Source organism: Algorimicrobium algoritergicola, assembly GCF_008086165.1.
Taxonomy (GTDB): domain Bacteria; phylum Bacteroidota; class Bacteroidia; order Flavobacteriales; family Flavobacteriaceae; genus Algorimicrobium; species Algorimicrobium algoritergicola.
In genome coordinates this window covers 17,315-42,597 of record NZ_VSKL01000002.1, presented here as the reverse complement: position 1 = coordinate 42,597, position 25,283 = coordinate 17,315, and the positions used below count along the sequence as shown (strand labels likewise).

Sequence of the window (25,283 nt, the reverse complement as noted above, 5' to 3'; positions counted from 1 at the left end):
TTTTGGTATTCAAAGTTACCAAGTCTATTGATTTTACTATACTCTTAATCAGAGTTGTACAGACTATTAATCCAATTGAATTAATAAAAACCTTAAAAACAATGATTATGATAAAAATAGAACAGATTAAGAAAAGTACTGTAAAGGAAAAATTTATAAATTTTATTAAAAGTATGGTTGTGGGATTAGCACTAGTGGAGAAAAGAGTCGGTCTTATTCCTCTGATTATAAAGTATAGATTTCAATAGTTTACTTGTTAACCGAATTCCAAGACGAAGTGCGTAGGGAGGTTCGAATCCTCCCTTCTCCACCAAATTTTGAAAATAATGGAAATAGGAAGTTTTAAAATATCAGGACATTCAACAAAAAGAGAATGGGCAGTTTACTTATTCATTGCAACACCAATAAGCGAAAATGGTTTAAAGAAAATATATGTTGGTAAAGTTGGAGACAATCGAGACGGTTGTAATCCTGTGATATCAAGAGTAGGAAATCATTTTTCTCATAATAAAATTCATTCTCAAATTCGGAATAGAATTGGAAAAACGGAAGATTATAATTATGAATATTTCTACTGTCATTTCGGAGAATATGAATTGAATCAAGAAAGTAGAATTAAAAGCAGACAAAAAACCAACGAATTAGAAAGAGAACTGAATAGAATTGTTCAGAAAAAAATAGACACAAACAGTTATGAACTATTGAATCCATACAAAGGAAATCACATTTCTAAATCAAAAAGAATCGAACGTTCGGAATTGATAAATGAATCGGAAAAGAATTTATTGGAAAGATTATGTGAAAAAGCACTATAGACAACAAAGTATTGTTGCAAAAATAAAATTGAATTAATTTTTTACCGGGTAAATTCTGTAAGTATCTGCATATAGCAATACAAATAATTCGGAAATTAAATAGTTTTATTACCCTGTTACGGATACCCGTAATTTATATAAAACGAGTTTCATTATATTTACTCTAAACTTAATAATGCCCTGAAAATTAGTTGGTTTTACGTGTTTTTTGGATGACTTTTAGTTTCAATATTGTGAGATTGAAATGTGGAAAGTATATGGGGCTAGTAGATTGTGGCTATATGTATACCATTTTGGATACACATTGTTAGGTTTCATTTGAAAAACAAATCGAGAATATGAATAAAATTACAAAACTGACTTTAATTTTGTTAATTACTATTTTAAATAGTTGCGGAATTCCTCAATCCGAAGTTGATAAATTAAATTCTGAAATCGAAACATTAAAAAAAGAAATTGACGAATGTAAAAACGGAGCTGACAAACTTTTTGGAAGAGCAAATTTATATTTTGAGCAAAAAGATTTTAGCAAAAGCAAGAGCGAATTAAATAATTTAATTCAAAAATATCCTGTTTCTACAGAAGCAGAAAAAGGTAAAAAACTTCTTACCAAGATTGATTCAGAAATAGAAAAATTAGCTGAACTCAAAAAGAAAGAAGAAATCGCAAGAAAAAAGGAAGAGGAAAAACGACTTGCCAGTGCAACAAAAAATATGAGAAAGAAATATGACGATATGAACGAAATAACTTGGTATCGAGACAAATCTTCACCTCAATATAATGACTACAACGGATTTTTTGGATATTTCGGAAAGTCGAACACTGGCAGCCCATTTTTAAGATTAAGAATACAATACGCAGCAGACGATTGGTTATTCATAGAAAGATATGTAATCAAAGTTGACGGAATTACTTATGAAATTGCTGAAGAAAAATATGGAGAAATAGAAACTGACAATGGTTCTGGCGGAATTTGGGAATGGTTAGATAGAGCTGTAACCAAAAAAGAAATGGAAATAATGAATGCAGTTTCTAATGGAAAAGATGTAAAAATTAGATTTATTGGAAAGCAATATTATAAAGACAAAACTATTAATTCATCCCAAAAACAAGCCTTACGAAATGTTATAGATGCTTTTGAGGCAATGGGAGGAAAAATATACTTATAAATATGAAAAGATTTTTAAAAATACTTATCCCATTTATTATTTTAGGACTTTTATTCCGATTCTTTTGTGGAATTTTTATTATTCATCCAATGGGAGCAATTCCAGAAGGAACCTCGATAGTATATTTCAGAACAGGACTGAATTTACCTTTTATAGCTTCCGCCGATGGAATTTTAGAAAAATCTGGTGCAGGAGTTAGTCTTTTAGGACGTGGAATTTTAATTGGTAAACTTGCTGAACCAATAATGGAAAAAGAAATTTTTAGATTTAGTTATTCCGAGACTTTGTATTTATGGTCGACTGATGGAAAAACTTATGAAAAATAAAAAATGCAACCTAACACTAGAAACCGTTGCACAACGCTCTAAAAATTTTTAAACAATACACATTTAAGCCCTTTTTAGGGCTTTTTTAATTTCCTGGGATCATGCTCTTACTTCAAACTTCCAACGAACAAAATACTATTTTTCAACACTTTACGGATAACCGTAATGAGAAATCATTATTTCATACTAATTTCACACTTAAGTTGAAACTAACTATAAATTGAATTCCGTAACAACAGAAATTCAAAATAATAAAAGAATAGTTATAGCCTAAAAACAAATAAAATGAAAAAGATTTCAATATTACTTTTTACAGCACTTTTTGCCTTCAATTTATCAAATGCACAAAAAAAGCAAGAGAAATTAGAAGCGTACACAGCGTCAAATGGAATAACCTATAAAGTAGATGATGAGATTAAGCTTGGGCGCGGTTCTGATACTAATGGGAAATTTGTTTATGTTAATATTGGTGGCTGGGCAGTTTCCACAAATCCAGAGCAAAACCGACTTGGTGCAGGTAACGCTGGGCTAATTGTAACCGTAAAAAAAATCATTAAGTATAACTACAAAAGATATAAAGGCGTCTATTTTACCGTAGGCGGAGGGAATATAACAAATTACATATTAGATATCGAAAATGCCATTTCAACATGTGAAGTCGAAAACTGTGTTGATCAAAATACCGCAGTCCAAGCAAGCTCAGACAAATACGACAAGTTATCGAAAATAAAAGGTCTATTGGATGAAGGCGTTTTAACCCAAGAAGAATATGATGCCGAAAAGAAAATAATTTTAGAAAATAATAAATAAATTATGTGGCATAAAATAATGGAAGTAACTGAATGGTTCGGAGAAATGGCTGAACGATACAGATTAGTAAAAGATTTCAATAGAGCAGCAAAAAATTCATTTATTGCTGGAATTGCCCCCACACTTCTGGAAGCAAAAATCACAAAAGGAGATAGTAATTACAAACACGCGTTTTCAAAATGGAGAGGCGGCGGATTCAGAATAAAGGCACTGTCTGGACGAGTGCTCGAAAAAAGTGAATTAATAGAAATTGGTAGAGTTGTTTTGGACAACGAATCTCTGACTAGAAAAATGATATCTCTTGGTTGGGACACTCTAGAAGTTCATGCAAATCAAGGTTACAACGGAACTAAATGGGCATTAAAAGACCACGCTAATATTGGAGGGTTTATAAACTAATTTTTTATGAGAAATATCTTTTTACAGTTAAAAACGGATCATGTGGTAACGGAAACAATATCCAATAGTGATTCAAATTCTCTTTCAATATGGTTCTGGATAGCATTAGCAGAACTAATTATTATTGCATTCTTAATTATAACAATAAAAAAGAAACAGAAGAGTCTGAAATTTGCAGATTTATCAAAAGATAAAATTCGGAATGCAAAAAAATCTGATATCGATATGGACAATCTTATGAATAGTATTAATAGTTCAAAAGATTTATACAAAGAATTGAGCAGAACCTGTCATCCGGACCGTTTTATTAATTCAGACAAGCAAAACATCGCAGAAGAAATTTTTCAAGAGATTTCTAAAAACAAAAGAGATTTCAAAAATTTAACAGAACTAAAACAAAGAGCTATAACAGAACTAAACATTAACCTTAAATAACATAAGAATGGAACAAGGAGGCGTAGTAATAGTAATCCTAATTTTAAGAATTGTTGGAGTACTTGTTTGTGTAAACAAAGCAAAAGAACTTAACCGTAGCACAGGAGGCTGGGGCTTTTTTGGGTTTGTATCACCAATTATAGCAATGATTTGGATTCATTGTATGAAACCAGTTATGAAGTGGGATGAAAATCTGGAAATAAACGATAAATAATAGTAATAAACACATACTAAAAACAAGTTGTTATGAAAAATTTAATTTTAGGATTTTCTGTAATTGCATTATTGACCTCATGTGGAGATACTACAACTAAAACGACTCAAGTTGGCCAAAACACTTTTGTCCATCAGGAAAAAGTATTCCGTATAATTGACAATGAAATCACAGAACTTGGTAATTTAAAAACGGACACTATTACAAAATCCACGGTATTAAACCCTAAACTTAAAAACTATGGAGAAATTGGCCTTGACTATGTTAAGAAAGGTGCAAGCTCTAATTTAACAGCCGTCTATAGGGGAGATATTTTATATTTCAAAATGGAAATTGAAGGGCTGAATGATTTAAGAGAAAAATATAGTGGAGGTGGTCTTTCTATAAATTTTCTTGATGAATATGGTTTTCAGATACATAGCACAACTACTGAAATGAATGAGTTAATTAGAATAGTCGGTTATGATAATGAGACAATGAATTTCGAATATAACGGAAAGACCCAAATGAGTTCAGAAGTTTACAAAGCAATCTCTACATATTCAGTTTCTTCATTTTTAAGAAAGAAAGGGAAGTATGGATATTAGAACTTAAAAAATCGCTTGATGTTTATTAAACAGCTTGGGCATAAACACTCTTCCCTCCACCATAATAATTAGAATAAATATGTTGATACACATTGGCTGTTTTGATGCCTACTTCTTCATCGGAATAAAAGTCTTGTGGCAAGTATAACAGATTATCATAAATAGCACTTTTAACTTGTGCTTTTATTTGTCTACTGTCACGCCAATTATCAATCTTAAGTTTTTCAGACTTTAAAGCCTCCAAGGTTTTAGAAGCAACTTTCTTAACAGCTTTTAGTTCTTTAGTGGACAATTCTTTACCCTCTTTTAGCAAATCAAAAATAGCAAGTGTTTCTTGGTCGTTTAATTCCTCACGTACCACACGTTGTTCTTCAAATGATAAATCTTGAATAAAAGTATTTAGATTATTAAAAGCTTTTATGGTGTCCTCCAAGTTTTTCCCATTATTGTATACATCTATGATTTCTTTGTAACGGTCGTAAAATTCAATACGTAGCGGATTTTCCTTTAGCATCTGTTCTAAACGCTGTTCAATCGCATTTTGTAAATTAAAAACCAACGTATTTTTGCGTGGTGTTTTTGCGAAAGCTGCACGTAGCTTATCAAAATCTAATGATGATAAATCGACATAAACATCATCCTGTGGTTCTTTAACACCTGAATCTTGAATAATAATGCTATCACTTACGATGGCTTGTAAGTCCATGATAATTTGTGTGACATCAGCAGCCTTGACATTCTGATTCAATGCCGTGTAAATGGCTTCAATAGCATTAAAATCTGACACGTGTTTCTTTAAGGTGTCGGAAGGAAACAAAGCTTTATATTTTCTAAACACATTACGAGCCATCATTTCAAAGGTGGTTCTGGTGGTTTCATTTAAACAAACAGAATCCACAGCATCCTTAATTTTAGCTATTTTGGACATAGGTTTTGCGTCTTTCAATTCTTGAAGTGAAAAATTCAATTCCTTTAAATAGGCTTTGACATCTTGAATAGCTTGTTTCAATTCTACCTCAACATTTTTTAAAGGCTCTACAGGACTTCCTGTTGGTTTTCCTTTCCCTCCAGATTTACCACCTTCGCCATAAATAGAATATGCGTGTTCCAATTGTTTATAAACATTACCATAATCTACAATTAAACCATTTTCCTTTTCATCGTCATACACACGATTTGCTCTTGCTATGGTTTGCATTAATGTATGCCCTTTTATTGGTTTATCAAGATATACGGTAGAAACACAAGGTGCGTCAAAACCTGTAATCCACATGGCACAAACAATGGCTAAACGGAATGGATTTTCTTCATCTTTAAATTCCTTTTCTAAATTCCGTTCTACAATTTTTCGGCGATGCACTTCAATATCTAAATTCATTTTTTTGAATTTATCTACTTCATTTTGCTCGCTACTTACTACCACACAAACTTCGGTTTCCTTAACCTTATTATACTTGCGCCTTAACTCCTGCGCTTCTTGTTGGTCCTCGGCGTTTTTAATACGCGTTTCCAATTCTTGTAAATAGTCAGGCCAATATTTCATAATAAGCTGATACATTCTTACAGCCGTTGGTTTATCCAGAGCCACATACATAGCTTTACCTTGATACCCACGTTCGTTAAAATGCCAAACCAAATCTTTAGCAATAGCATCTAATCGTGCTTGCGCTGTTAAAACAGGATAATCCCTACTAAATAAATATTCTAATTTCTTCTTTTGGTCATCGTCCAAATCTTCATTTTCAAAAACGTCAGCCATTTTCTCGTCCAATTCGGGATTGGTAATGTCCAGCTTTTCACCACGATTTAAATAACGCAGCGGCAGAGTGGCTTCATCTTCAATAGCACGCTTAAAATCGTAAACCGACACATATTCACCAAAAATATTTTTAGTTAACTCCTCCTCTTCTTTAATAATGGGTGTTCCCGTAAATCCTAAATAAGACGCATTTGGTAAACCATGAAAACGCATATTTCGCGCGTAAGTTCCTGATTGGGTTCTATGCGCTTCATCACTAATAACGATCACGTTTTTACGATTCGTAATTAAAGGATATTCACTTTCTAATTTCGGGACTATAGAGAATTTATGAATCAACGTAAAGACATAGCGGTGATTTTCAGCTAATAACTCCCGTAAATGCTCACGGCCTGTCATGCCTTTCTTCTTTCCGGCAATCACATTTTTATCATTAACCACACCAACCCCAGAGAAGGTATCATATAACTGATTTTCCAACTCCGTTCTATCTACAGCAATTAAAAACGTGTATGAACCCCCTAACTTTCTGTGAATCTTCTCGCACAAAAACACCATGGAATATGATTTTCCAGAACCTTGCGTATGCCAAAACACACCCAACTTCCCTTCTAAATCTTCAATATTGTTTACATTTCCAATGACTTTGTTAACGCCAATATATTGGTGGTTTTTAGCCATTAATTTCACCACATCGCCATGAGAATCGTCAAATAATAAGAAGTTCTCAAAAATATCCATCAAGCGCTTTTTATCACAAGTACCTCGAAGCATGGTATCTAAACTGACTTCGCCCTCTTCAGCTTCTTCAATACGTTTCCAGTCTAGAAAATACTTGTATGGGCTGGTAATGGTTCCTACTTTGGCATCCATACCATTACTTAAAATGACAAATGCATTGTTATGAAAAACCTGTGGAATGGTGTCTTTATAATCCTTTAAATTATCTGAATACGCATGACGTAAATCTTGATGGTGGGCTTTCAACTCAAAAAACACAAGCGGAATGCCGTTTACAAAACCAATAACATCTGGTCGTCTTAAATAGAGCTCTCCTAAAACTTCTAATTGGCGTACTGCCAAAAAGTGATTGTCTTTATACTTATTAAAATTGAAAACGCTGAGCTTGGTTTTTATAAGCTCGCCTTCATCATTGGTATAACTAACAGGAACCCCATTTTTAAGTAAGTCACTTTTTTCTTTATTGATGCTGCCCAAAGTTTGGTCTGCTACGTTTTGTGTGATTCTATCAACAGCTTGCTGATAGGCTAATTCTGGATGGTTTGGGTTTAATTTTTTAAGCGCTTGCAGTAAATAACGTGTTAATACCACCTCGCTTTTATCTTCTCTACCTAATAAACCTTTTTCTCCAAAAGATTCTTTTTTCCATGCGGAAACCACAGACCAACCCAATTCTTCTAAAACCTCTTGGGTTGCCAATTCTATTAAACCGTCTTCTGAATATTCGTAGCTCATAGATTCTTAATTTTATAAAAAACACTTTTGTCATTAGTTTCAGAAAATATTTCATCTTTAATTGTAAACATGAAGTTTGTCACATCTTCATCAGTAATGACGTCATCATAATCATATTCTTTAATATAAAAAATATCGTTTTCGATGTCTTCATCAATAATATCAAACTCTTCTTTAAAATCTTTTTTAGCTCTTGAAAATCCTATTTTTAAATCCCCATAACTATCCAATATTACCTCTAAAGTATAATCTTCATAAATTTTATACAACTCAATTTTAAAACCTGCATAGTAATTAGTTCCATTACAATCTTGATCTGTTTCAAAATCATAATCTTCTATTAAACGACTAACTATATCATTTCTTTTAACATCAATCATTACCCAATCATTATGACTTCTGGGTCTGTGCACATAGAAATGATATTCCCACCATTTAGAACTTATAGCTTTACTATTTTGTAACCAAGTATGAAACTTACCATTGTAATAAAAACTTCTATGCGCATTTTTAGCTCTTAAAGCGGCTTCTTCTTCGTCACTCCAGCTTTCTATACTAGAATCTAAGCTAACTAATTCCTCTAAATATTCTTTAAGCTTCTCTGTTGATTCATATGTAGAATAACTATTAATTATTTCTCCAATCCAATCTTTTTTTCTGAGTAAAAATTGCCAATTGAAATGTGCATCTGCAAAATCAAAGCCCTGTAAAGTTGACCATTTCTTAATTTGACTTAAGACAGAACGCATGATGAGATGCTCTTTATAATACTCATTATTAGATCCACTACTATTAAAAAGAGTTTTCGCTATTTCAAATTTAGATTTGAATTCTGATATAGTAATACTGTCGTTTATCAAAAAACCAATATTACCAGTAAACATTGAATGGCTCTCTGCTTTTATTATTTCTTGCTCCCACTTATCATTCGATAAAATTAATTGAGATTTTAATCTTTCTTCTAATAATTGAGATTTAAGGGTTGAATTATCAATTATGTCTATAACTTCATCTTCAATTAAGTATTGATAGATGTTATCTGAACCATTTGAAAGTTTATGTACTAATCTCATGGCATTAATCATATTAGGAATAGTTCTAATATCAGGATCTATAATAATATTCCAAACCACACGCATCCAATTCTTAAATTTATCAATATTGAATTCGTTTTTTTCGAGATATATGGTAATTCCATAAAATAAAATACGCTGACGTTGATTTATTACTTCAGTAAATAAACTCCAATTATCTTCTTTGCTCCATGAAGGGTATATACAATCTTTAAGGTTACTATAATTTTTAGAAAGTGCATCTAACACTTTTTCTGATTCTTTAATTACACTCTGTTGTTTAAATATCGATTGATGCAAATCAAAATTATCATAAGACATTGAAGCGTCTTCACCTTCCTTGCCATAAAACTTAATAAAAAAGGCTGTTTTTTCAATAGTGTTAATTTCTTTATTCTTAACTATAAAAGCATTTAGCAAATATCTATTCCAAAACCTTTGAAAATAGGGGTCTACAATAGCTTTATTTTCATCGTTGTTTTCACCTTCATCATTATTTTTATCTTCATTACTATCTAATTCTACCACACATAATTCCCAAAAGATATTAGTCCAATCTGTATCTAATTTTGTGGCAAACCTTAAATAATATGGCATATCTTGCTTATGATGATGCACCATTTCTTGATATTTAGAACTATCTGGGTTTTTATCATCTTTAAGCCAATTTATTAAATCTGCTTTAAAATTTTCATAATCTGATAGTTGCTTCCCTCTTGCATTCATTTTTATATACAATTCATCAGACAGTTCAAAACCATCCAAAGGAAGTATATAAAATGTTAAATTTGATAAATTTGAAAATAAAGCCTCATTGCTTAATTGATATTTTTCATGAATAGTATCCAACATCACTAGCATAGACTTAACTGTTGGGTCTTTTTCAAAAATTGCAAAATACCAAGTTGAATTCCTAATTTCATCGCTGGGTCTTTGCTTAAAACTTAAATTTATTTCACACAACTTGTTGCAAAAACCTCGAGCAGTTGCTCTTGTTGCATAGGTAAAGTTTTTAAGTTTATTGTTAAGCTCTAAACTCTGCTCTGCATCTAACTCTCTATTCCCAATATACCAATACAATAAAAACAAAGTTGTTAAACGTTGCTGGCCATCTAGTGGTATAAAATAATCCTTATCATCTAATTGCTTAATCGACCCATAAATAAAATCGAGCTCTAGAGCTTTATTTTTATCTAAAGCTTCAAAAATTGAGTTCAAAAACCGTTTTCGTATCTCACTTGCTCCTTCGCGTCCATGTGCATAATCTCTTTGGATCATTGGGATTTGAATACCATCAAAAGCATACACTTTATCTTCAGCTAAACTTTCTATGATAATAGTTTCGGATAACAAGTTTAAAAAATTATACTTATTCATTACTGCTTACAATTTGAGGTTTTACTGGTAAAAATTCCGTTAATGTATCTTCTATAACAACTCTGTAAGTTGTAATGTCCTCTGAAGACCATTGTGTTCGCGAAGTTCCTTTGGTATCAAAATATTTTAAAAATAAATTTTTTGTGCAAATAGGAATAAAAACGCCTAAAGTATCTTTCTCTATTATTTTTCTTCTTTTAGTAGGGAATAAAGCATTCCCGTAGCCTCTATTAGTACCTGCATCTAATAAAGTAAGGTTGCCAATGTTATTTTTAACTTCTTCATCATTTTCAGACTCGCCTACTAATGCAATAATTTTACTATAAATCTCATCAAAACTGACGCCAGATTTTGGATTCTTTATGAAGGTATTTATTTGATTATATAAGTCTTCATCTTCTATCTTTATATCAATTAGTGCTGTTTCAAGCCACTCTACCTTTGTTTTTTCATTTTTAAGGCCATTCGTATTAAAAGAATCTATATGTTCCACATCCCAGCTTGTATGGTTTCCATTTTCATCTATAATATCTTTAAACGCTTTAAACGGAAACTTGGTTAATACAATCCTAAATTTACTCTGCTGTATCATGTATTGTAGATTAAAAAGTAACAATACTTCTCGGATCGTTTTTTTGTTTTTATCACTAAACGATAAGTCTAAAAACGGCGGTTCATTTTGAATAGATTTCCATTTAAGATGTTCAAATTGTTTTTTAATTCTCTTTTTTAATGATGTTTCAATATCATCTTTAGTTTGTAAAATAGCTAATGTTTCAAAATCCTTTTCTGTATATAATTTTATATTGACAAGAGATTCTCCTGAAGCAATTAAAAAGCCGATATAATGATATAAAACAGGATTGCTATACCACTCTTGAAACGTTAAAAAGTAATCTTTAACAATTTTCCAAGTATCATTTAAAGATTCAAAATTTTTAGTGTTCTCTAATTTTTGATAGAAGAATCTAAAAGTAGCATACCTATCAGTACCAATTTCTTTAATTAAATCAGCATCTTGTTTTTTTTCAACCTCGCATATTAAATCAAAAATAAATTCTATTCTCGCTGGGATTTTATTTTCAGATTCGTTTAAAAACCACCAAAAGTCATCATCCTGTAACGTGTTTTCTATTCTATCCCAATCATTAGCAATCTCTAACTGCCTAAGCTTTGCTATTTCATTTTCGTTTTCATCTTTATTGGTTCCATAAAAGCGCTCTTGTAAAAACAAGGCTTTAATAAGTTCTGAATTTGTTAAGGATATTTTGCCTAGATTAATACGTATAAACGTATCAATAGCATTTTCGTCTTTATTTATTTGATACCAAATAACTTGAAGTACACCATTGAAGTTAGTTTTATCATTGTAATCGTGGACTAAAGTGTTTAAAATAGACTCTCTGGCAGAACGCGGTTTTTCTTGCTTATCAAACCAATTATTGACATATTCGTAAGCTTTAGAAATATGATACGAATCTATATTATCACGATTACCAATTGGTATTTCATCTAAAAAGGCTGAAATTTCTTCTCTCGTTTGGTATTCTATGGTGTACAAAGCTTTGCCATATTCTTTTTCCAAAGCTTGTCCATTAAGGTGTTCTCTCACTAAATACAACAGTAAAATACGAAGCGTTGTTAAGCGTTGTTGACCATCTACAACTTCCCAAGTTGCTTTAATGTTTTTCTCGTTATCTTCTAACTGATACTTTTTTACAACAATAGGTTGCAGACAATAAAACTCACCATCCATTTTATGTTGTTTCACTGAAAACGTATAAATATCATTCAGTAAATCTTCAACCTGCCGTTTATTCCAACGATATCCCCTTTGATAGGCAGGAATATAAAATTGCTTTTCTAATAGCTCGTTAATTGAATAAAGTGTAATCGTATTATTCATTTAAATTATTTTTTATCAAAGTTTTGTCCAAGAATGAAAGGAAGCTTGAGAGCAACCTAATGTGCTTGGAGTATTCTTGGTTTGCACCAATGTACCGCATTTTTTGCAACTATAATTTGTAGTGCCAACTTCACCAAGTTTAGACCATGAGTGAAAACTTTTTACCGAACACCCAAGAGTACTTGGAGTTGAATCTTTTTGAATTGCAATGCTGCAATTTTTGCACTGATACACATTTAAAGCCATATTATCGATTTATTAAAGAACTGCCTACTATACTCGGTTTTCGGCTACTCCGTTTTGTTTTTATTTTCCATAATTAACACTCTCTTCCGCAATTATACCCAAACCTGCATTTACCTCCAACCCATCAACAACCTGCCCTGAGCTTGCCGAAGGGTCTATCATCCCACTCATCAAACGTGGTAACAAAATATCGCGCGCTTCTTTTAAATATTGGTTTTGTTTAGTTAAGTTTTTAATTTGTTTATCAATATTGGAAGCAAAATCATTGAACTTTATATTAATTTTTTCTGAAGCCTGAATTATGTCAATTCTTTCAACATCTTTTTTAGTCACGGAATTGTAAATTGCTCCTCCACCCATTAAATTATCTTCATAAAAAATATTCTGAAGTTGATATAAAAGAAAACTGTTCCAACCTCTTTTATGGTTGATTGAAGCCAAACCACGACCAATAATTAATTTCTCTATTGCTACATTAAGTCTTCCAACAGGTGCGCGTACACTAAACAAAATAAAATCTTCTTCTGCTAATCTTTTTCCTTGTGTCGACCACGAAGAATTTGTTGGAAATCTAAAACCATAATCCTTAACTCCTTGATGAAATGGTAATCCAATTTCTTCATTATTATAGAATTCTGATTTAGGACTTGTACCCATAACTAAATTAGCACATTCAACCAACTTCACTTTCTCCCAACCAACAGGCAAACCACTTTCCTCATCAAACGCCACATCCTCATAACCAGGAAACTTAAAACGCACAAACCACTCTTCATAGGTTTGTTGTGCTTGTTCTTCTAATAATTTTATGCGTTTTAGGTTGTTTTCTATTAAATCATCATAAGAAGTTAAAATGGTTGCTATTTTGCGTTGGGTATTTAGTGGTGGAAGATTGATTTTAATGCTTAAAACATCGCCACCGCTAATATTTGCTTGATTAGAACCACCCCTTGCTCTTAAACCAATATTTTCAAAGAAATATTCTGAATTCAAAAAATAAAATAAAAAGTCGTGGTCGCATATTTCTTCATTAACCTTAAACTTACCAACTCTTTGATTTAACAAGAGTGTTTCATTTAGCCTTGATTTTGCTACACGACCTACAGCAGATGCCGGCTGCGTTATATGTGAGCCCGTTAATGCAATTACAATATCATTTTTATTGATATGATACTTTTTGTTCAACTCAAGAAAAGAACTAGAAACTTTAGCACTTTCATCTATTATAAGAATTTCATTTTTTAAACTTTTAATTTTGATAATTGGTATTTCACCTAAATCACTAAAGTCTTTTGATTTAAAAGCAAAACCATTAATTACTTTGGTAAGTTTATTTAGTTTGACTTCTTTCCAACCTTCCATCATAATTTCACAGCTTGTATTTGCTCCATTAAACTATTGGCTTCGGTATTTAGTTGTGCTAATTCGGTATGAATTTCTGTCATACGTGTCTTATAGTCAAAATCCATATCAATATCAATCTTCACACCAACGTAACGTCCTGGTGTTAGGCTATAATCTTGCTCTGCTATTTCTTGAATAGTGGCTATTTTACATAAACCTTCTACGTCTTGGTAGGTTCCTTTTGGAAAGTGTTCATGAAACCAAGCATTGTCTTTGCTTACACCTAAATCGTTCCCTCTAAAGGCATTCATTAAAGCGGTTAAACCTTCTAAATGTTCGTCGCTAAAGTCATTAATGGTTGTGCTTACTTTGTTAAAGGTGTTACGTGCATCTATCATTAAGACTTTGTCTTTGTTTTCTGCTTTTTTTCCTTTGTTAAAAAACCAAACGTGACAAGGTAAACTACGTGTGTAAAAAAAGTTATTGCTAATGGCAACAATGCATTCTACATCGCCAGATTCAATTAATTTTTGGCGTATGAGTTTTTCGGCATTTCCAGCATCGGTTGCAGAACTTGCCATGACAAAACCTGCTCTACCTGTTTCATTTAAATAAGAATGAAAATACTGCATCCATAAATAATTCCCATTACTGATGGTTCCCTTTCCTGTTAATGGTGGACCAAATGGTAAACGATCGTCATCTGCTAAAAACTTATTTTTCGCATCAATTTTATCGACATTAAATGGTGGGTTCGCCATTACGAAATCGCACTTTCCTGTTAAGTGGTGTGGATTGGTGTAAAAACTATTAGCTTCTATAATTTTACCTTCTATACCATGAATGGCAAGGTTCATTTTGGCTAAACGTGTGTTGTTGCTTTTTAGTTCTGTACCATAAACTCTTATGGTTTCGTTTACTTTTTTATGTTCGTGGTTTTCTACAAAATGAGCGGTTTGCACAAACATACCACCAGAACCACAAGCGGGATCATGTACAATACCATGATTGGGTTGTATAAAGTTTACAATGAGGTTTACTAAAGATGGTGGTGTAAAAAACTCGCCGCCTTCTTGTGCGCCTGCTCCTTGCATAGAGAATTTCATTAAGAAAAACTCGTAAATACGACCAAACACATCGCCTTTAGCATGTTTTACGGCGTCTTTATTAAAGACACGTACTAAATCTCGCAATAGTTTATCATCAAACTCTTGGTAGCTTTTTGGTAGAATACCTTCTAAATCTGGATATTCGGCTTCAATAAGCTTCATGGCATTGTTAATAGCTTCGGCTATGTTTTCGCCTTCTGGTAAATCTGCTAAATAATCGTACTTGGCTTTTTCAGGCAAGAACATAGCACCTTCGCCTGCATAATCGCCTTTATTGGCTTCGCGCTTTTTACCTGTTCGTGGGTTTATAGGAAGTTTTTTTTCTACATCTATTTTAGCGTCTTCAAAACGATTTTGTGCAAAGCGCAGTAATACTAAACCTAATAATGGGTCTTTGTACTCGGCTGCTGTTAGTTTAGAGTTTGCTCTTAAATCGTCCGCTGCATCCCAAAGTTCGGTTTCAAGTTGCTTTATATTTTGATGGGTCATGTTGGTTTTTCAATTAAGAGCTTAAAAATAGTATTAATATTAAGTTTAAGCTAATCACTATTGTCTTTTACTAACAATTATAACAAGTTGTAAATCGTGATGTATCAAATTTAAAAATTCTAGGATACTTTTTCTTACTGATTCCCGTAAGCCAATAAAATGAGATGCTACTTTTTTCCGCTTTACGGTTTACCGTATAGAAATCTTGGTAATAGATTATACTTTTAACTCCAAGATAAAACAAACGTATTACTGCAATATTGTGAAACTCAATTTAAAGCAATAATCAGTAAAATAAATAGAGAAAAATTAAAATTACTTACTAAAAAGATAAAATGGAAATTGCAATAATTCCCAAATTCTTGATTATAAACTTGACTGATGACTATTATAAACAAAATGATTATAATATTTTATTAAGCAATATTTTAATAATTATATTTTTCGCCTTTTTTGGCAATGTACTACTTCCAATTTTAAGCCAAATCCCACATTTTTGCTTAATTGATAAACTTACAGGTATTGAATGTCCAGTTTGCGGTACAACAAGAGCATTTTGCGAAATATCAGGCGGAAATTTTTATCAGGCATATACATTTAACAAAACCAGTCTTTTAGTCGCTCTTTTCTTTATAAGTCAACTTCCCTTAAGATTAATTTCCCTTTTAAAAATAGCAAAAACAAAGACTGTAAATAGCATTTCAAAATACTTTAGTCTCGCAATCCTGACTACAATACTAATAAACTGGATTATAACATTATTTACTAACTATTAACTAAAACAATTAAAAAATGGCAAATTTATCGTGCCCAAAATGTGGCGAATTAACAAAAAAAGGAGGATATAAAGGCTGGCAAATTATTGTCGCTATATGTTTCTTTCCATTAGGTCTTTTAGCCTTATTGGCTGACAGAAACCCTACAAGTTGTCAGAAGTGCAGTCATACATGGCAAGGCTAAAATTAAATTATTCATCCGGAATTATCAACCAATTCCGGATTTTGATTTTTAAGTTTCAGGTATTTATATCTTTTATTTAAATAAATATGAAACATCAACATTTTATAAAACGGAATATCAGGTCGGAATATGCCGAATGAGACCATAAAATTGAAGTAGGTGAAAATTCAAATATTATTAAATGAAAAAAATTATTTTATGTTTAGCTGTTGTTAGTTTGTTTGCATCATGTAGATCAAGTCTTCACCATGGAGGTTTTAATCAAATAAACCAAACACAGACTATTTTATCCAGCGCAAACTTTACTGTTTTAGGCAGTTTTAAAGGTATGGCTACAGAAAAAATTGTAACTGGGAATATTACGAATAAAGAAGGGATTATTTCTCAAGCTAAAGCCAATATGCTAGCTAATGCTAAAGCAGCTGGCGTAGAATTAGTAGGAAGTAGAACTCTTGTTAACGTATCTGTGGATATTATAGAAACAAAAAAAAGAATTAGTGCTACCATTTCAGCGGAAATTATTGAATTTAAATAATAGTACACGGGCAGTTAGTAATTTTTCTGCCCTTTTATTTATTTATACCCTAGCATTTATTTACAAACACAGTAACAAAGTCTTCTGATTTTTTAGTGTTTCTTTCACCAATACTTCGGGCTTATGAAATACTTGTTGTTAATTACAGAATCTAATCCTCCCAACCACAAAGTGTTTTGCTTTTTTGCTTGGCATCACTTAATGTCGTTTTTACTATAGCTGCTTTGCAATTAGAAAGCCCACGACAGGTTTTTGATAAATGGTATTTTTTGCTGTATTTACCTTGGCAGAGATATACATTAGAATCTGACGCATTAAAGGACGTTGTGGAGAGCATTAACAAACTGAACGAGAATCCTAAAAGAATTTTATTAGTTAATTTCATAGTGATTAATTGGTTTTAATAGTCGTTTGTAAAAACACAGGCAAATGATCAGATATTTTGCGAGCAGCTTCTAAATTATTACAGGTTTCAATATAATCGATTACGCCTGAATTTACTACTGAAAATCCGTTTGAAACATACATATTATCAATAGCATGGCTTAAATATCCCCCTGACTTGCAGCTGCGTTTTAGGGTTGTTTTTTTATTATTTAATGCGGCTTTAAAGCCTAGATTATATAAATCATTCCAAACGGGATGATTTTCATTTAAATTGAAGTCGCCAGCAATAATAATGTTATTTGAGTTTAGTCGGTTTGGATAGTCTTTAAAATACTGTATTTCCAATTCAGGACTGTCGTCATGCTTTCTAGAATGAAAATTGACTATATAAAGTTCTTCATTGCCATTTTTTAATTTAAACTTTCCGATATAAGGTTCTCTATATACTTTTGTTTCTAATTCTTTATCCAAATACGCTCTTCCTACTATATCTATTTTACTGGTTTTCCATAAAAAGGCATAGCGCTCACTCATGTAAACAGATGGGCTTTTAGTAGGATCACTAATCCGATAATCCCATTTTGCACCTCTTCTATTCAATTCATCAGCTAACTGGGCCACTTTTTGCGCTCCGGCAGGATGTTTGGCTACGACTTCTTGGATGAGCACCAGATCATAACCTTTCAACACATTTGCCATAAAAGCTATTTCTTCGGTGTTTTTGGATTGGCCTAGGTCTTGGATGTTCCAGGAGGCTATATGAATACTTCTTTTATTTGAACCTTCGGCGTTTTTGTCTTGAGCATAGTTTAAGGTACAAGAAAACAACACTAAAATTAGGGTCGTAAAAAATGTCAACCCGTTGCGCATACTTTCATTTATATTTCTTTTATAAGAACTTGACATTTTTACGGTAATTTGGTGAAATCGGGTTTCGTTATAAGTTTTAAAAGCCTGATTTATGGTTTGAATATATTCCTATTAACGCTTTCTACTCCTATCTGTATTGCAACTACGACATCTGGAAAGGTAGGTTAATGAAAATTCATAAACGCCGTTGGTATTTCCTATTTTTGAGGTATTCATATCATAGGAAAAACCAAATCTAAATTCAGAAAGTTCTAATCCAAGAAAGGCATTGACAGAGGTTAACATGTGGCTATTATTATCGTTTTTAGCAGGATTTGTAGCAGCAGTAATACCTAAAAGAAGTTGCCGCACTTGAAATAAGGAACCAATATCTAATCTGTTATATTCACTTTGCTGCATATAGTTAACCGTCATCATAACACTATTATCCCTTAAAAAAGGGAAACGATAATTACCATGTATGGAGTAAAATATACTTAAAGGCACCTTTTCTCCTTCAACAAAAGAGATATTGGGTCTGTTAAGGTGTTTTACAGACGCTCCAAACCAATACGTTGTTCCATTAAACTCTTCTTTTTCAAAAACAACACCAGCTGAAAAGTCTAAAAAATAAGGATTGCTGCTATTATTTCTTAAAGGATCTACAGAAACTGGGTTAATAAATCCTGTATTAATATTAATTTGATCAGCTAAAGTTAGATTTCTAAAACTATTGCTTTTGTTACCAACTCCAACCTCTAATCCTGGTCTGAAAAACCAACCACTATTTAAGTTAACACGTTGGGCATAATTTACATTTACCTGATAATAACTATAATTATTAAAGGACTCGTATTGCCAAACAGCATTAACTCCAAGACCAAAACCTAGCCTTGGACCATAATCGAAGGATTGACTAGCAAACGCATATTGGGTTGTTAGTTTCAAGTCTAAATTTGGCCATTGCAAGCGGCTTAAAAAGCCAGCATACGTTCTGCCATTATCTTCAAATCCAGCAAATCCTGGATTTAAAGTTTCCTGAATATAATTAGCTTGTGAGAAAATGGGGTCTTGTGCCTTTGCTGAATAAACAGAAAGAACACAAACTATAAAGAGTATTATTTTAAATTTCATTCTAGCTTTTATTTAATAAATACAAATGGACCTTTCTTTTCAATTATATCATCATAAAATGTACGCGCTCTAAAGGTGTAATAGTAATTTCCGTTTTCGGCTTCTTCATTTTTAATCTTACCATCCCATCCTTCTAAATCATCACCTGATTCGGAATAAATAAGACTTCCCCATGTATCATAAACATTGAGCTCTAATTTTTTAAGCCCTATGTGCTCTGGACCGAAAAAATCATTTAGTCCATCATCATTCGGTGTAAAAGCATCAGGCATGATAAGTTTATACCCTTTTTCTACAATCAAAGTAATTATTTGCGTGTATGTACAACCAAATGGATACGTTACAGTTTGAGTGACGACATAATTTCCGACTTGTAAATAGGTGTGTATTGGATTTTCTTCAGCTGAAAAATTTCCATCACCAAAATCCCATAAAATACTTACATAATCACCTGTAGCTGTATTGGTGAATTGAATAGGATCTTGAATGGCAAAAATGCCATAGTTACTATAACCAAAAGACGTTGTTTCAAAACCAGGATTACCTAAAACGGGAATATCTACATTAACATTATAATTGGTACTACAGCCCTGACTATCTATCACTTCTAAAACAACAAGCCCATTAATATCCGTGGTCATAATTTCATTATTTAAACCACTAACCGTTCCGCTTGACCAATTAAACTGAAATGGTGGTACGCCTCCACTTGCCAAAGCTACAAATGTTTGATCAACGGTTTGTGCTTCACAATCAACTTCTGACTGAACGTCTACCTCCAACATTAATGGTTCAAATCGAGAAACATCCCAACTATCTTCTATTTGACAACCATTGGCATCAGTAACAGTTACGTAATAGGTGTTTGGTGGAATATTATTTAAATCTTCCGTAACGGCTCCGTTAGACCATGCTATATTAAAAGGAGGTGTTCCTCCTGCAATTAGTAAATTAATGGCACCACTATTCGTATCATCACAATCAAGCGCATTTGTAATATTAGCAGATAATTGTAATGGTAAAATATTAAATATGGTAAAGGAGTCCTGAATAACACATGGTGTTCCATCCGTTATTGTAACCGAGTACGTTCCTGGCGGTAAATTATTTCTTTCAACTCCAGCGGTACTGTCATCATCCCAAACTACAGTAACAGGATCTATACCTCCTTGAAAATTGAGAATGATGCTTGCGTCATTTTCTCCAGAACAAGACATTTGGGTCACTACAGGATCTATTAAAAATAGTGGAGCCTCTTCTATCTCAATAGGAAAAGCTTTGATACAATTTATAGCATCTGTAATGGTAATCGTATAAATTCCTGCTGATAAATTGATTTGCGACATTCCTGTTCCAAAATTACTCCATGCAATATCGTAAGGAGGAATACCTCCCGAAATATTGTTTATGGTAATCGATGCATCATTATCTCCATAACATTCAATCTCTGTTGTTGTAACACTGATAATAATTTCATCATTTTGAGTTATTATGAAATCTAACGAATCAAAACAGCCTGAATTATCTGTAACTACAACCGTGTAATTCCCTGCTGTTAAAGCATCAATATTTTGGAGGTTACTAACAAATCCGTTAGGTCCTGTCCAAGCAAAAGTATAACCAGGTCTTCCACCAACAACATCTATATTTATAGCGCCAGTTGAATCGCCAAAACAAAGCACATTTGTTTGTTCGATTGGAGAAAGCACTAATAAAGGTGGTTCAACCACAGAAAAGCTTTCTATAATAGGACCACAATTATTGGCATCCATTATAGAAATCTCATAATTTCCTGGCCCCAAATCGGTAAGGTCTTCGTCAGTTGAAAAAGGTTGTCCATTCAATGTCCAATTATATGCGTAAGGCTCTGTACCTCCTATGATATTAATATCGATACTACCATCATTAGCGCCAAAGCAAGATATTGTTTCAGGATCAAAATTAATGGAATCAAAAACTAATTCGTCTGGCTCTGTAATCACAAATATTTCTGAATAAGGACAACCACCATCGTCTAAAATGTCCAATGTGTAAGTTCCTATTTCAAGATTAAAAATATCTTCATCCGTACTAGTAAATCCATTAGGTCCACTCCAGTTTATCAGATATGGACTGCCACCTGAGAATGGGACACCTCCTGTAATACTAATTTCTATAGATGCATCGTTGGATTCAAAACAGGAGTTATTATTTGGTGTTGCTGCAACTGATATAGATGGATTAACAGTAATGACGACCTCAAACGTATTTCCGATACAATCACCCGATTGAGGTGTTATGGTATATGTTGCGGTTGCAGGATTAACAGTTGTATTTTCTAAAACCTGTGAGATTGTTGTAGTTGGTATTAACTGTTCAACTGCTCCATTAATGGCTCCTGCGGGATTTACGATTGGCGCAGGCCAAGTATAAGTTGTGTTTAATGGCACAATATCTCCATTTGTAGTATCTGGAATAATTGAGAATACATTATCACTACAAATTAATGCCGCGTAATCACTAATTTCTGGTACTTGATTAATAGTAATTTGAACAATTTGTGTTGTTAATTCGCCACAACCTCCAGCGGAAGAAGTGATGACACAGTAATAATAAAATGTTCCAACCGTTGTATTGGGAATTACTAATGTACTTGAGTTGGTGCCTATCGGATTTGGAGTATCTGTATCATTTGTGTCATTAGAGTACCACTGATAATCTGGAACACCAACAGTATTATTAATAATAACCTCCAGATTATCTATAGTATCACCTAAACAATATTCGGCAGCTAATGGTTGAGAATCAATAGATGGACCAACATTAACCGTAATGGTTACAGTATTACTAGTACCATTACAATTTAAAGTATTGGGTTGGCTAATTTCACAATAATAATTATAAATGCCTGCTGGCAATGAACTGTCATGATTAAAAGTACTCACATCAGCATCAGCATCATTAACTTCAGAAACGGGAGCGCCATTTAAATACCATTGAAATGTATAATCATCATTGTTTATAGTGCCATCCCCTGTTAAATCAATACCGCCAGATACTTGCGCTATTAATAAGTCTGCAGTCACATTGGTACAAATATTTTGATCTGTGGGTGTAAGGACAACTTCAGGATCTTCAACAACTTCAATGCTGAAAATTTGACTCGAAACATCTGAACATCCTAAACTTTCATCAACATCAATAGTAACATAATAGTAATAGATTCCTGGAGTATTTAAAATACCTGGTGAAAAAATAGTGCTATTTGTTCCGACTGGTGTATCTGTTCCGTCTATTATAGTATCATTAGAAACAAACCAATTATAAATAATGGATCCTGCACCACCGTTATTACCAGTAAAACTTAAATCTGCCGCAGTTGCGCCTGAACAAATAATTTGATTTAAAGGTGTTTCATTACTAATAACAATATTGGGTGTAATGGTTATAGAAACTGGTATTGAGGCAATTTCACTACAACTGCCTGTCCCTCCTAAATTGACAATACAAAAATAATAAAGCGTTCCCAATGCATCGGTTGGTGGTTGATAATCAGCTTGTGTTCCTTCTGGACTAGAAACGGCTGTGGTATTTGGATCTGTTGGATCATCTATACCTGAATCGTTATAATACCATTGATAAGTTGGTGTTCCTGTTGTATTGCTAGACAATGTAAAGGTTAATACATTAGCAACGCCATCAATACAATATGTTCCGCCATTAGGCTGTGTAGTAATAGAAGGGCCAGCATTTACTGTTATCGTAAATTGCACTGGATCTCCAGGACAATCGCTCACTAAATAGGGTGTTACCGTATAAATTACAGTTCCTACAGTACCACCACTTAAAGTCAAAATATGCGCTGGAATGTTATCGGAATTACCTGACGTAATGACACCTGTAACATTCCCCGTTGGAGATGTCCCCACCCATTCATAGGTTGTATTTGAATCATCAGAAGCGAGAATAATATTATCCGTACTTGATCCAGAGCAAAGCGTTTGGTCTAAAACAGTGTTTGCAATAGTAGGAACAGGAGAAATTACAAATTCTTCGGTATCTGTTATTGTTCCACAAGCAGTAGATACTTCAAGACTTAAAACATACGTGTTAAATGTATAAAAGCTAATCTCTGGCGATTCTGAATTTTGATTGGTACCATTAGTAAATTCCCAATCTGTGGGCGATGTTCCTATATTAATACTCCAGTTATAGGTTCCGCTATCTGGACTGCAACTGTTTACATTAGCTGTTGGCGACACAACGGCTGACGAATCACAAAAATCAGTAATAGCATTGATTTCGACTTGTGGAGGCGCCGTTACAAATATTTCTTGAGGTATGCTGGAAGTTGTTCCGCAAGAATTAGTTCCTTGCAGAATAATCTCATAGGTTCCTGCATTCGTAAACTCAATTACAGGGTTTTCAGAATTCGCATTGGTTCCATTAATAAAATTAGCGCCATTGGATGTCCCACAAAAACCTGCTGTATAATTAATTAACCACTCAAAAGTTGGCGTACCGCATTGATTAGAAATACTTGTAGTGTTATTGAAAATAGTGGTGAATGGTGCGCAGCCTTCAGTATCATTTGATGTAAATTCAGGAGCTATAGGTATTTCAATACATATATCTTGTGTGTATATTGATTCGTCACAAGAAAAATTATCTCCAGTAAGAGTTACTGTATAAGTTCCAGGAGTTGAAAAAGTATGATTTACAGTTTCATAACCAGTAGTTAAAACAGTAGTCGTACCATCCCCGAAATCCCAAATAAAATTAACATCTGATGAACAATTAAACCCATAACCTGCTTCGGTCGTATTTATGAATTCTACAGCAGTATCTATACAGCTGACATCTGGAGCTAAAAACCGTGCTTCTGGACTTATAATTATTAATATGTTTGGAAGTGTTGCTGGATTTGGGTTGGGAGAGCAAGCATTTCTTATCCATAATCGAGCTACAAATTCATTAGGGCAACTAGATTGGGTATAAGAATGTGGAAGGATAGGAAACGGCAATGAACTTGAAGGATTGGTTGCATTATAAAAGGATGAGCTTACTAACTCTGTTTGAGAATAAGTAACAGTACTTCCATCACCATAATCTATTTCATAAGTTGTATCAGAGGTATTTGTACCCCAATTTGTTATTTCAAATTGAATTTCGGCGGTTGGAGCACATAAATTTTGAGTGTTTCCTGGTCCAGAAATTCCTCCCGAAGGATTAGTTGCATTCTTAACAATATAAGTTTTAGTATTAGAACAACCATTAGCACCATTAGCCGTAATGCTCATATTATAAGTACCAAAACCCACATAATTATGAGAGATAGGGAAATTAATATTATTTTCAGTTGCAGTTCCATCACCCCAATTAATACTATATGAATTAACACATGACGATGAAATCGAGTTATTACCAACTTCAACTAAAAATTCGGAACTAACACTTGTATTGCCACAATTATTGAAAGGTCCAGCAACACCTGGATTAGTATCAACAAAACTAATATTTGGTTTTTCCTTCACAGTAACTATTTCTGAATCAGTACTTGTTAATCCATTAGCGTCTGTAACTGTAAGCGTTACTGTAAAATTTTGTGTTCCACCGCAACCTTCTGCTTGAAAGACATGACTAGGGTTTGCTAGTGTAGAAATAATTCCATCTCCAAAATCCCATGAATAAGTAAAAGGATTATCACCCGTAACGGTTGATGTAAAAGAAATACTTTGTCCAGAACATGTATTATTGTTATTAAATGTAAAACTAACTATTGGATCCGCATTCGTAGATTTGTTAAATACATTAATTGTATTAAAAGCTATTGAAGAAGTAATTATTATAAAAAAAACAATTCCAGAATAAATATATTTACTACTTCTCATATCTTATTAATTAA

At 32.9% G+C, this 25,283-nt stretch carries 20 protein-coding genes; 11 read left to right on the top strand and 9 right to left on the bottom strand.

Going from position 1 to position 25,283, the window contains the following annotated elements; all coding sequences use genetic code 11:
* Positions 1-326: 326 nt before the first annotated feature.
* The 8 genes from ES675_RS06105 to ES675_RS06070 all read left to right on the top strand — a co-directional run bounded on the left by ES675_RS06105 (position 327) and on the right by ES675_RS06070 (position 4,755).
* Positions 327-815 (top strand): hypothetical protein, encoded by a 489-nt coding sequence (locus ES675_RS06105; protein WP_066252819.1) that lies wholly within the window; start codon positions 327-329, stop codon positions 813-815.
* Positions 816-1,153: 338 nt separating this feature from the next.
* Positions 1,154-1,984 (top strand): nucleoporin Nup88 family protein, encoded by an 831-nt coding sequence (locus ES675_RS06100; protein ID WP_066252821.1) that lies wholly within the window; start codon positions 1,154-1,156, stop codon positions 1,982-1,984.
* A gap of 2 nt (positions 1,985-1,986) precedes the next feature.
* A complete protein-coding gene (locus tag ES675_RS06095; protein ID WP_066252823.1) occupies positions 1,987-2,310 on the top strand; it encodes a hypothetical protein in 324 nt (107 codons plus the stop codon).
* Between the two features lie 285 nt (positions 2,311-2,595).
* The gene (locus tag ES675_RS06090; RefSeq protein ID WP_066252824.1) at positions 2,596-3,120 is read left to right on the top strand and encodes an SHOCT domain-containing protein; all 525 of its coding nucleotides are present in this window, start codon (positions 2,596-2,598) and stop codon (positions 3,118-3,120) included.
* Between the two features lie 18 nt (positions 3,121-3,138).
* Entirely contained in the window at positions 3,139-3,519 is a 381-nt protein-coding gene (locus ES675_RS06085) for a hypothetical protein (RefSeq protein ID WP_246126227.1), read from the top strand.
* A 6-nt stretch (positions 3,520-3,525) separates the two neighbouring features.
* The gene (locus ES675_RS06080; RefSeq protein ID WP_066252829.1) at positions 3,526-3,954 is read left to right on the top strand and encodes a J domain-containing protein; all 429 of its coding nucleotides are present in this window, start codon (positions 3,526-3,528) and stop codon (positions 3,952-3,954) included.
* A 7-nt stretch (positions 3,955-3,961) separates the two neighbouring features.
* Positions 3,962-4,168, top strand: coding sequence for a hypothetical protein (locus tag ES675_RS06075; protein WP_066252831.1), 207 nt, complete (start codon positions 3,962-3,964; stop codon positions 4,166-4,168).
* 32 nt (positions 4,169-4,200) lie between these two features.
* On the top strand, positions 4,201-4,755 hold the full coding sequence (locus ES675_RS06070) for a hypothetical protein (protein ID WP_066252833.1): 555 nt from the start codon (positions 4,201-4,203) through the stop codon (positions 4,753-4,755).
* Positions 4,756-4,780: 25 nt separating this feature from the next.
* Here the strand turns inward: ES675_RS06070 and ES675_RS06065 are convergent, their stop codons facing one another.
* The 5 genes from ES675_RS06065 to ES675_RS06045 form a co-directional block, all read right to left on the bottom strand.
* Positions 4,781-7,990, bottom strand: coding sequence for a type I restriction endonuclease subunit R (locus tag ES675_RS06065; protein ID WP_066252835.1), 3,210 nt, complete (start codon positions 7,988-7,990; stop codon positions 4,781-4,783).
* A complete protein-coding gene (locus ES675_RS06060; protein ID WP_066252837.1) occupies positions 7,987-10,440 on the bottom strand; it encodes a DUF262 domain-containing protein in 2,454 nt (817 codons plus the stop codon). Before ES675_RS06060 ends, ES675_RS06065 begins: the two co-directional genes overlap by 4 nt.
* The gene (locus tag ES675_RS06055; protein ID WP_066252839.1) at positions 10,433-12,346 is read right to left on the bottom strand and encodes a DUF262 domain-containing protein; all 1,914 of its coding nucleotides are present in this window, start codon (positions 12,344-12,346) and stop codon (positions 10,433-10,435) included. Before ES675_RS06055 ends, ES675_RS06060 begins: the two co-directional genes overlap by 8 nt.
* Before the next feature lie 306 nt (positions 12,347-12,652).
* A complete protein-coding gene (locus ES675_RS06050; protein ID WP_170244076.1) occupies positions 12,653-13,954 on the bottom strand; it encodes a restriction endonuclease subunit S in 1,302 nt (433 codons plus the stop codon).
* On the bottom strand, positions 13,954-15,534 hold the full coding sequence (locus ES675_RS06045) for a type I restriction-modification system subunit M (protein WP_066252843.1): 1,581 nt from the start codon (positions 15,532-15,534) through the stop codon (positions 13,954-13,956). Before ES675_RS06045 ends, ES675_RS06050 begins: the two co-directional genes overlap by 1 nt.
* Positions 15,535-15,869: 335 nt before the next feature.
* Here ES675_RS06045 and ES675_RS06040 point away from each other — a divergent pair, with 335 nt between their 5' ends.
* The 3 genes from ES675_RS06040 to ES675_RS06030 all read left to right on the top strand — a co-directional run bounded on the left by ES675_RS06040 (position 15,870) and on the right by ES675_RS06030 (position 17,029).
* Entirely contained in the window at positions 15,870-16,310 is a 441-nt protein-coding gene (locus ES675_RS06040) for a DUF2752 domain-containing protein (RefSeq protein ID WP_066252846.1), read from the top strand.
* A 16-nt stretch (positions 16,311-16,326) separates the two neighbouring features.
* Positions 16,327-16,494, top strand: a complete 168-nt coding sequence (locus ES675_RS06035) for a DUF2367 domain-containing protein (protein WP_082985932.1) — start codon at positions 16,327-16,329, stop codon at positions 16,492-16,494.
* Positions 16,495-16,675: 181 nt separating this feature from the next.
* Positions 16,676-17,029, top strand: coding sequence for a DUF6567 family protein (locus ES675_RS06030; protein WP_066252848.1), 354 nt, complete (start codon positions 16,676-16,678; stop codon positions 17,027-17,029).
* A gap of 151 nt (positions 17,030-17,180) precedes the next feature.
* Here the strand turns inward: ES675_RS06030 and ES675_RS06025 are convergent, their stop codons facing one another.
* The 4 genes from ES675_RS06025 to ES675_RS06010 form a co-directional block, all read right to left on the bottom strand.
* Positions 17,181-17,414, bottom strand: coding sequence for a hypothetical protein (locus ES675_RS06025; protein WP_082985933.1), 234 nt, complete (start codon positions 17,412-17,414; stop codon positions 17,181-17,183).
* 5 nt (positions 17,415-17,419) lie between these two features.
* The gene (locus ES675_RS06020) at positions 17,420-18,322 is read right to left on the bottom strand and encodes an endonuclease/exonuclease/phosphatase family protein (protein ID WP_082985934.1); all 903 of its coding nucleotides are present in this window, start codon (positions 18,320-18,322) and stop codon (positions 17,420-17,422) included.
* A 75-nt stretch (positions 18,323-18,397) separates the two neighbouring features.
* Entirely contained in the window at positions 18,398-19,399 is a 1,002-nt protein-coding gene (locus tag ES675_RS06015; RefSeq protein ID WP_066252852.1) for a PorP/SprF family type IX secretion system membrane protein, read from the bottom strand.
* An 8-nt stretch (positions 19,400-19,407) separates the two neighbouring features.
* Positions 19,408-25,269, bottom strand: coding sequence for a PKD domain-containing protein (locus ES675_RS06010; protein WP_066252853.1), 5,862 nt, complete (start codon positions 25,267-25,269; stop codon positions 19,408-19,410).
* Positions 25,270-25,283: the final 14 nt, after the last annotated feature.

Excerpts from the sequence above, each read along its gene's own strand:
- ES675_RS06055 (WP_066252839.1), bottom strand. The coding sequence starts at position 12,346 with ATGAATAATACGATTACACTTTATTCAATTAACGAGCTATTAGAAAAG.
- ES675_RS06105 (WP_066252819.1), top strand. The coding sequence starts at position 327 with ATGGAAATAGGAAGTTTTAAAATATCAGGACATTCAACAAAAAGAGAA.
- ES675_RS06040 (WP_066252846.1), top strand. The coding sequence starts at position 15,870 with ATGGAAATTGCAATAATTCCCAAATTCTTGATTATAAACTTGACTGAT.
- ES675_RS06045 (WP_066252843.1), bottom strand. The coding sequence starts at position 15,534 with ATGACCCATCAAAATATAAAGCAACTTGAAACCGAACTTTGGGATGCA.
- ES675_RS06020 (WP_082985934.1), bottom strand. The coding sequence starts at position 18,322 with ATGTCAAGTTCTTATAAAAGAAATATAAATGAAAGTATGCGCAACGGG.
- ES675_RS06090 (WP_066252824.1), top strand. The coding sequence starts at position 2,596 with ATGAAAAAGATTTCAATATTACTTTTTACAGCACTTTTTGCCTTCAAT.
- ES675_RS06070 (WP_066252833.1), top strand. The coding sequence starts at position 4,201 with ATGAAAAATTTAATTTTAGGATTTTCTGTAATTGCATTATTGACCTCA.
- ES675_RS06010 (WP_066252853.1), bottom strand. The coding sequence starts at position 25,269 with ATGAGAAGTAGTAAATATATTTATTCTGGAATTGTTTTTTTTATAATA.
- ES675_RS06085 (WP_246126227.1), top strand. The coding sequence starts at position 3,139 with ATGGAAGTAACTGAATGGTTCGGAGAAATGGCTGAACGATACAGATTA.
- ES675_RS06080 (WP_066252829.1), top strand. The coding sequence starts at position 3,526 with ATGAGAAATATCTTTTTACAGTTAAAAACGGATCATGTGGTAACGGAA.
- ES675_RS06095 (WP_066252823.1), top strand. The coding sequence starts at position 1,987 with ATGAAAAGATTTTTAAAAATACTTATCCCATTTATTATTTTAGGACTT.
- ES675_RS06075 (WP_066252831.1), top strand. The coding sequence starts at position 3,962 with ATGGAACAAGGAGGCGTAGTAATAGTAATCCTAATTTTAAGAATTGTT.
- ES675_RS06100 (WP_066252821.1), top strand. The coding sequence starts at position 1,154 with ATGAATAAAATTACAAAACTGACTTTAATTTTGTTAATTACTATTTTA.
- ES675_RS06015 (WP_066252852.1), bottom strand. The coding sequence starts at position 19,399 with ATGAAATTTAAAATAATACTCTTTATAGTTTGTGTTCTTTCTGTTTAT.
- ES675_RS06025 (WP_082985933.1), bottom strand. The coding sequence starts at position 17,414 with ATGAAATTAACTAATAAAATTCTTTTAGGATTCTCGTTCAGTTTGTTA.
- ES675_RS06065 (WP_066252835.1), bottom strand. The coding sequence starts at position 7,990 with ATGAGCTACGAATATTCAGAAGACGGTTTAATAGAATTGGCAACCCAA.
- ES675_RS06035 (WP_082985932.1), top strand. The coding sequence starts at position 16,327 with ATGGCAAATTTATCGTGCCCAAAATGTGGCGAATTAACAAAAAAAGGA.
- ES675_RS06030 (WP_066252848.1), top strand. The coding sequence starts at position 16,676 with ATGAAAAAAATTATTTTATGTTTAGCTGTTGTTAGTTTGTTTGCATCA.
- ES675_RS06050 (WP_170244076.1), bottom strand. The coding sequence starts at position 13,954 with ATGGAAGGTTGGAAAGAAGTCAAACTAAATAAACTTACCAAAGTAATT.
- ES675_RS06060 (WP_066252837.1), bottom strand. The coding sequence starts at position 10,440 with ATGAATAAGTATAATTTTTTAAACTTGTTATCCGAAACTATTATCATA.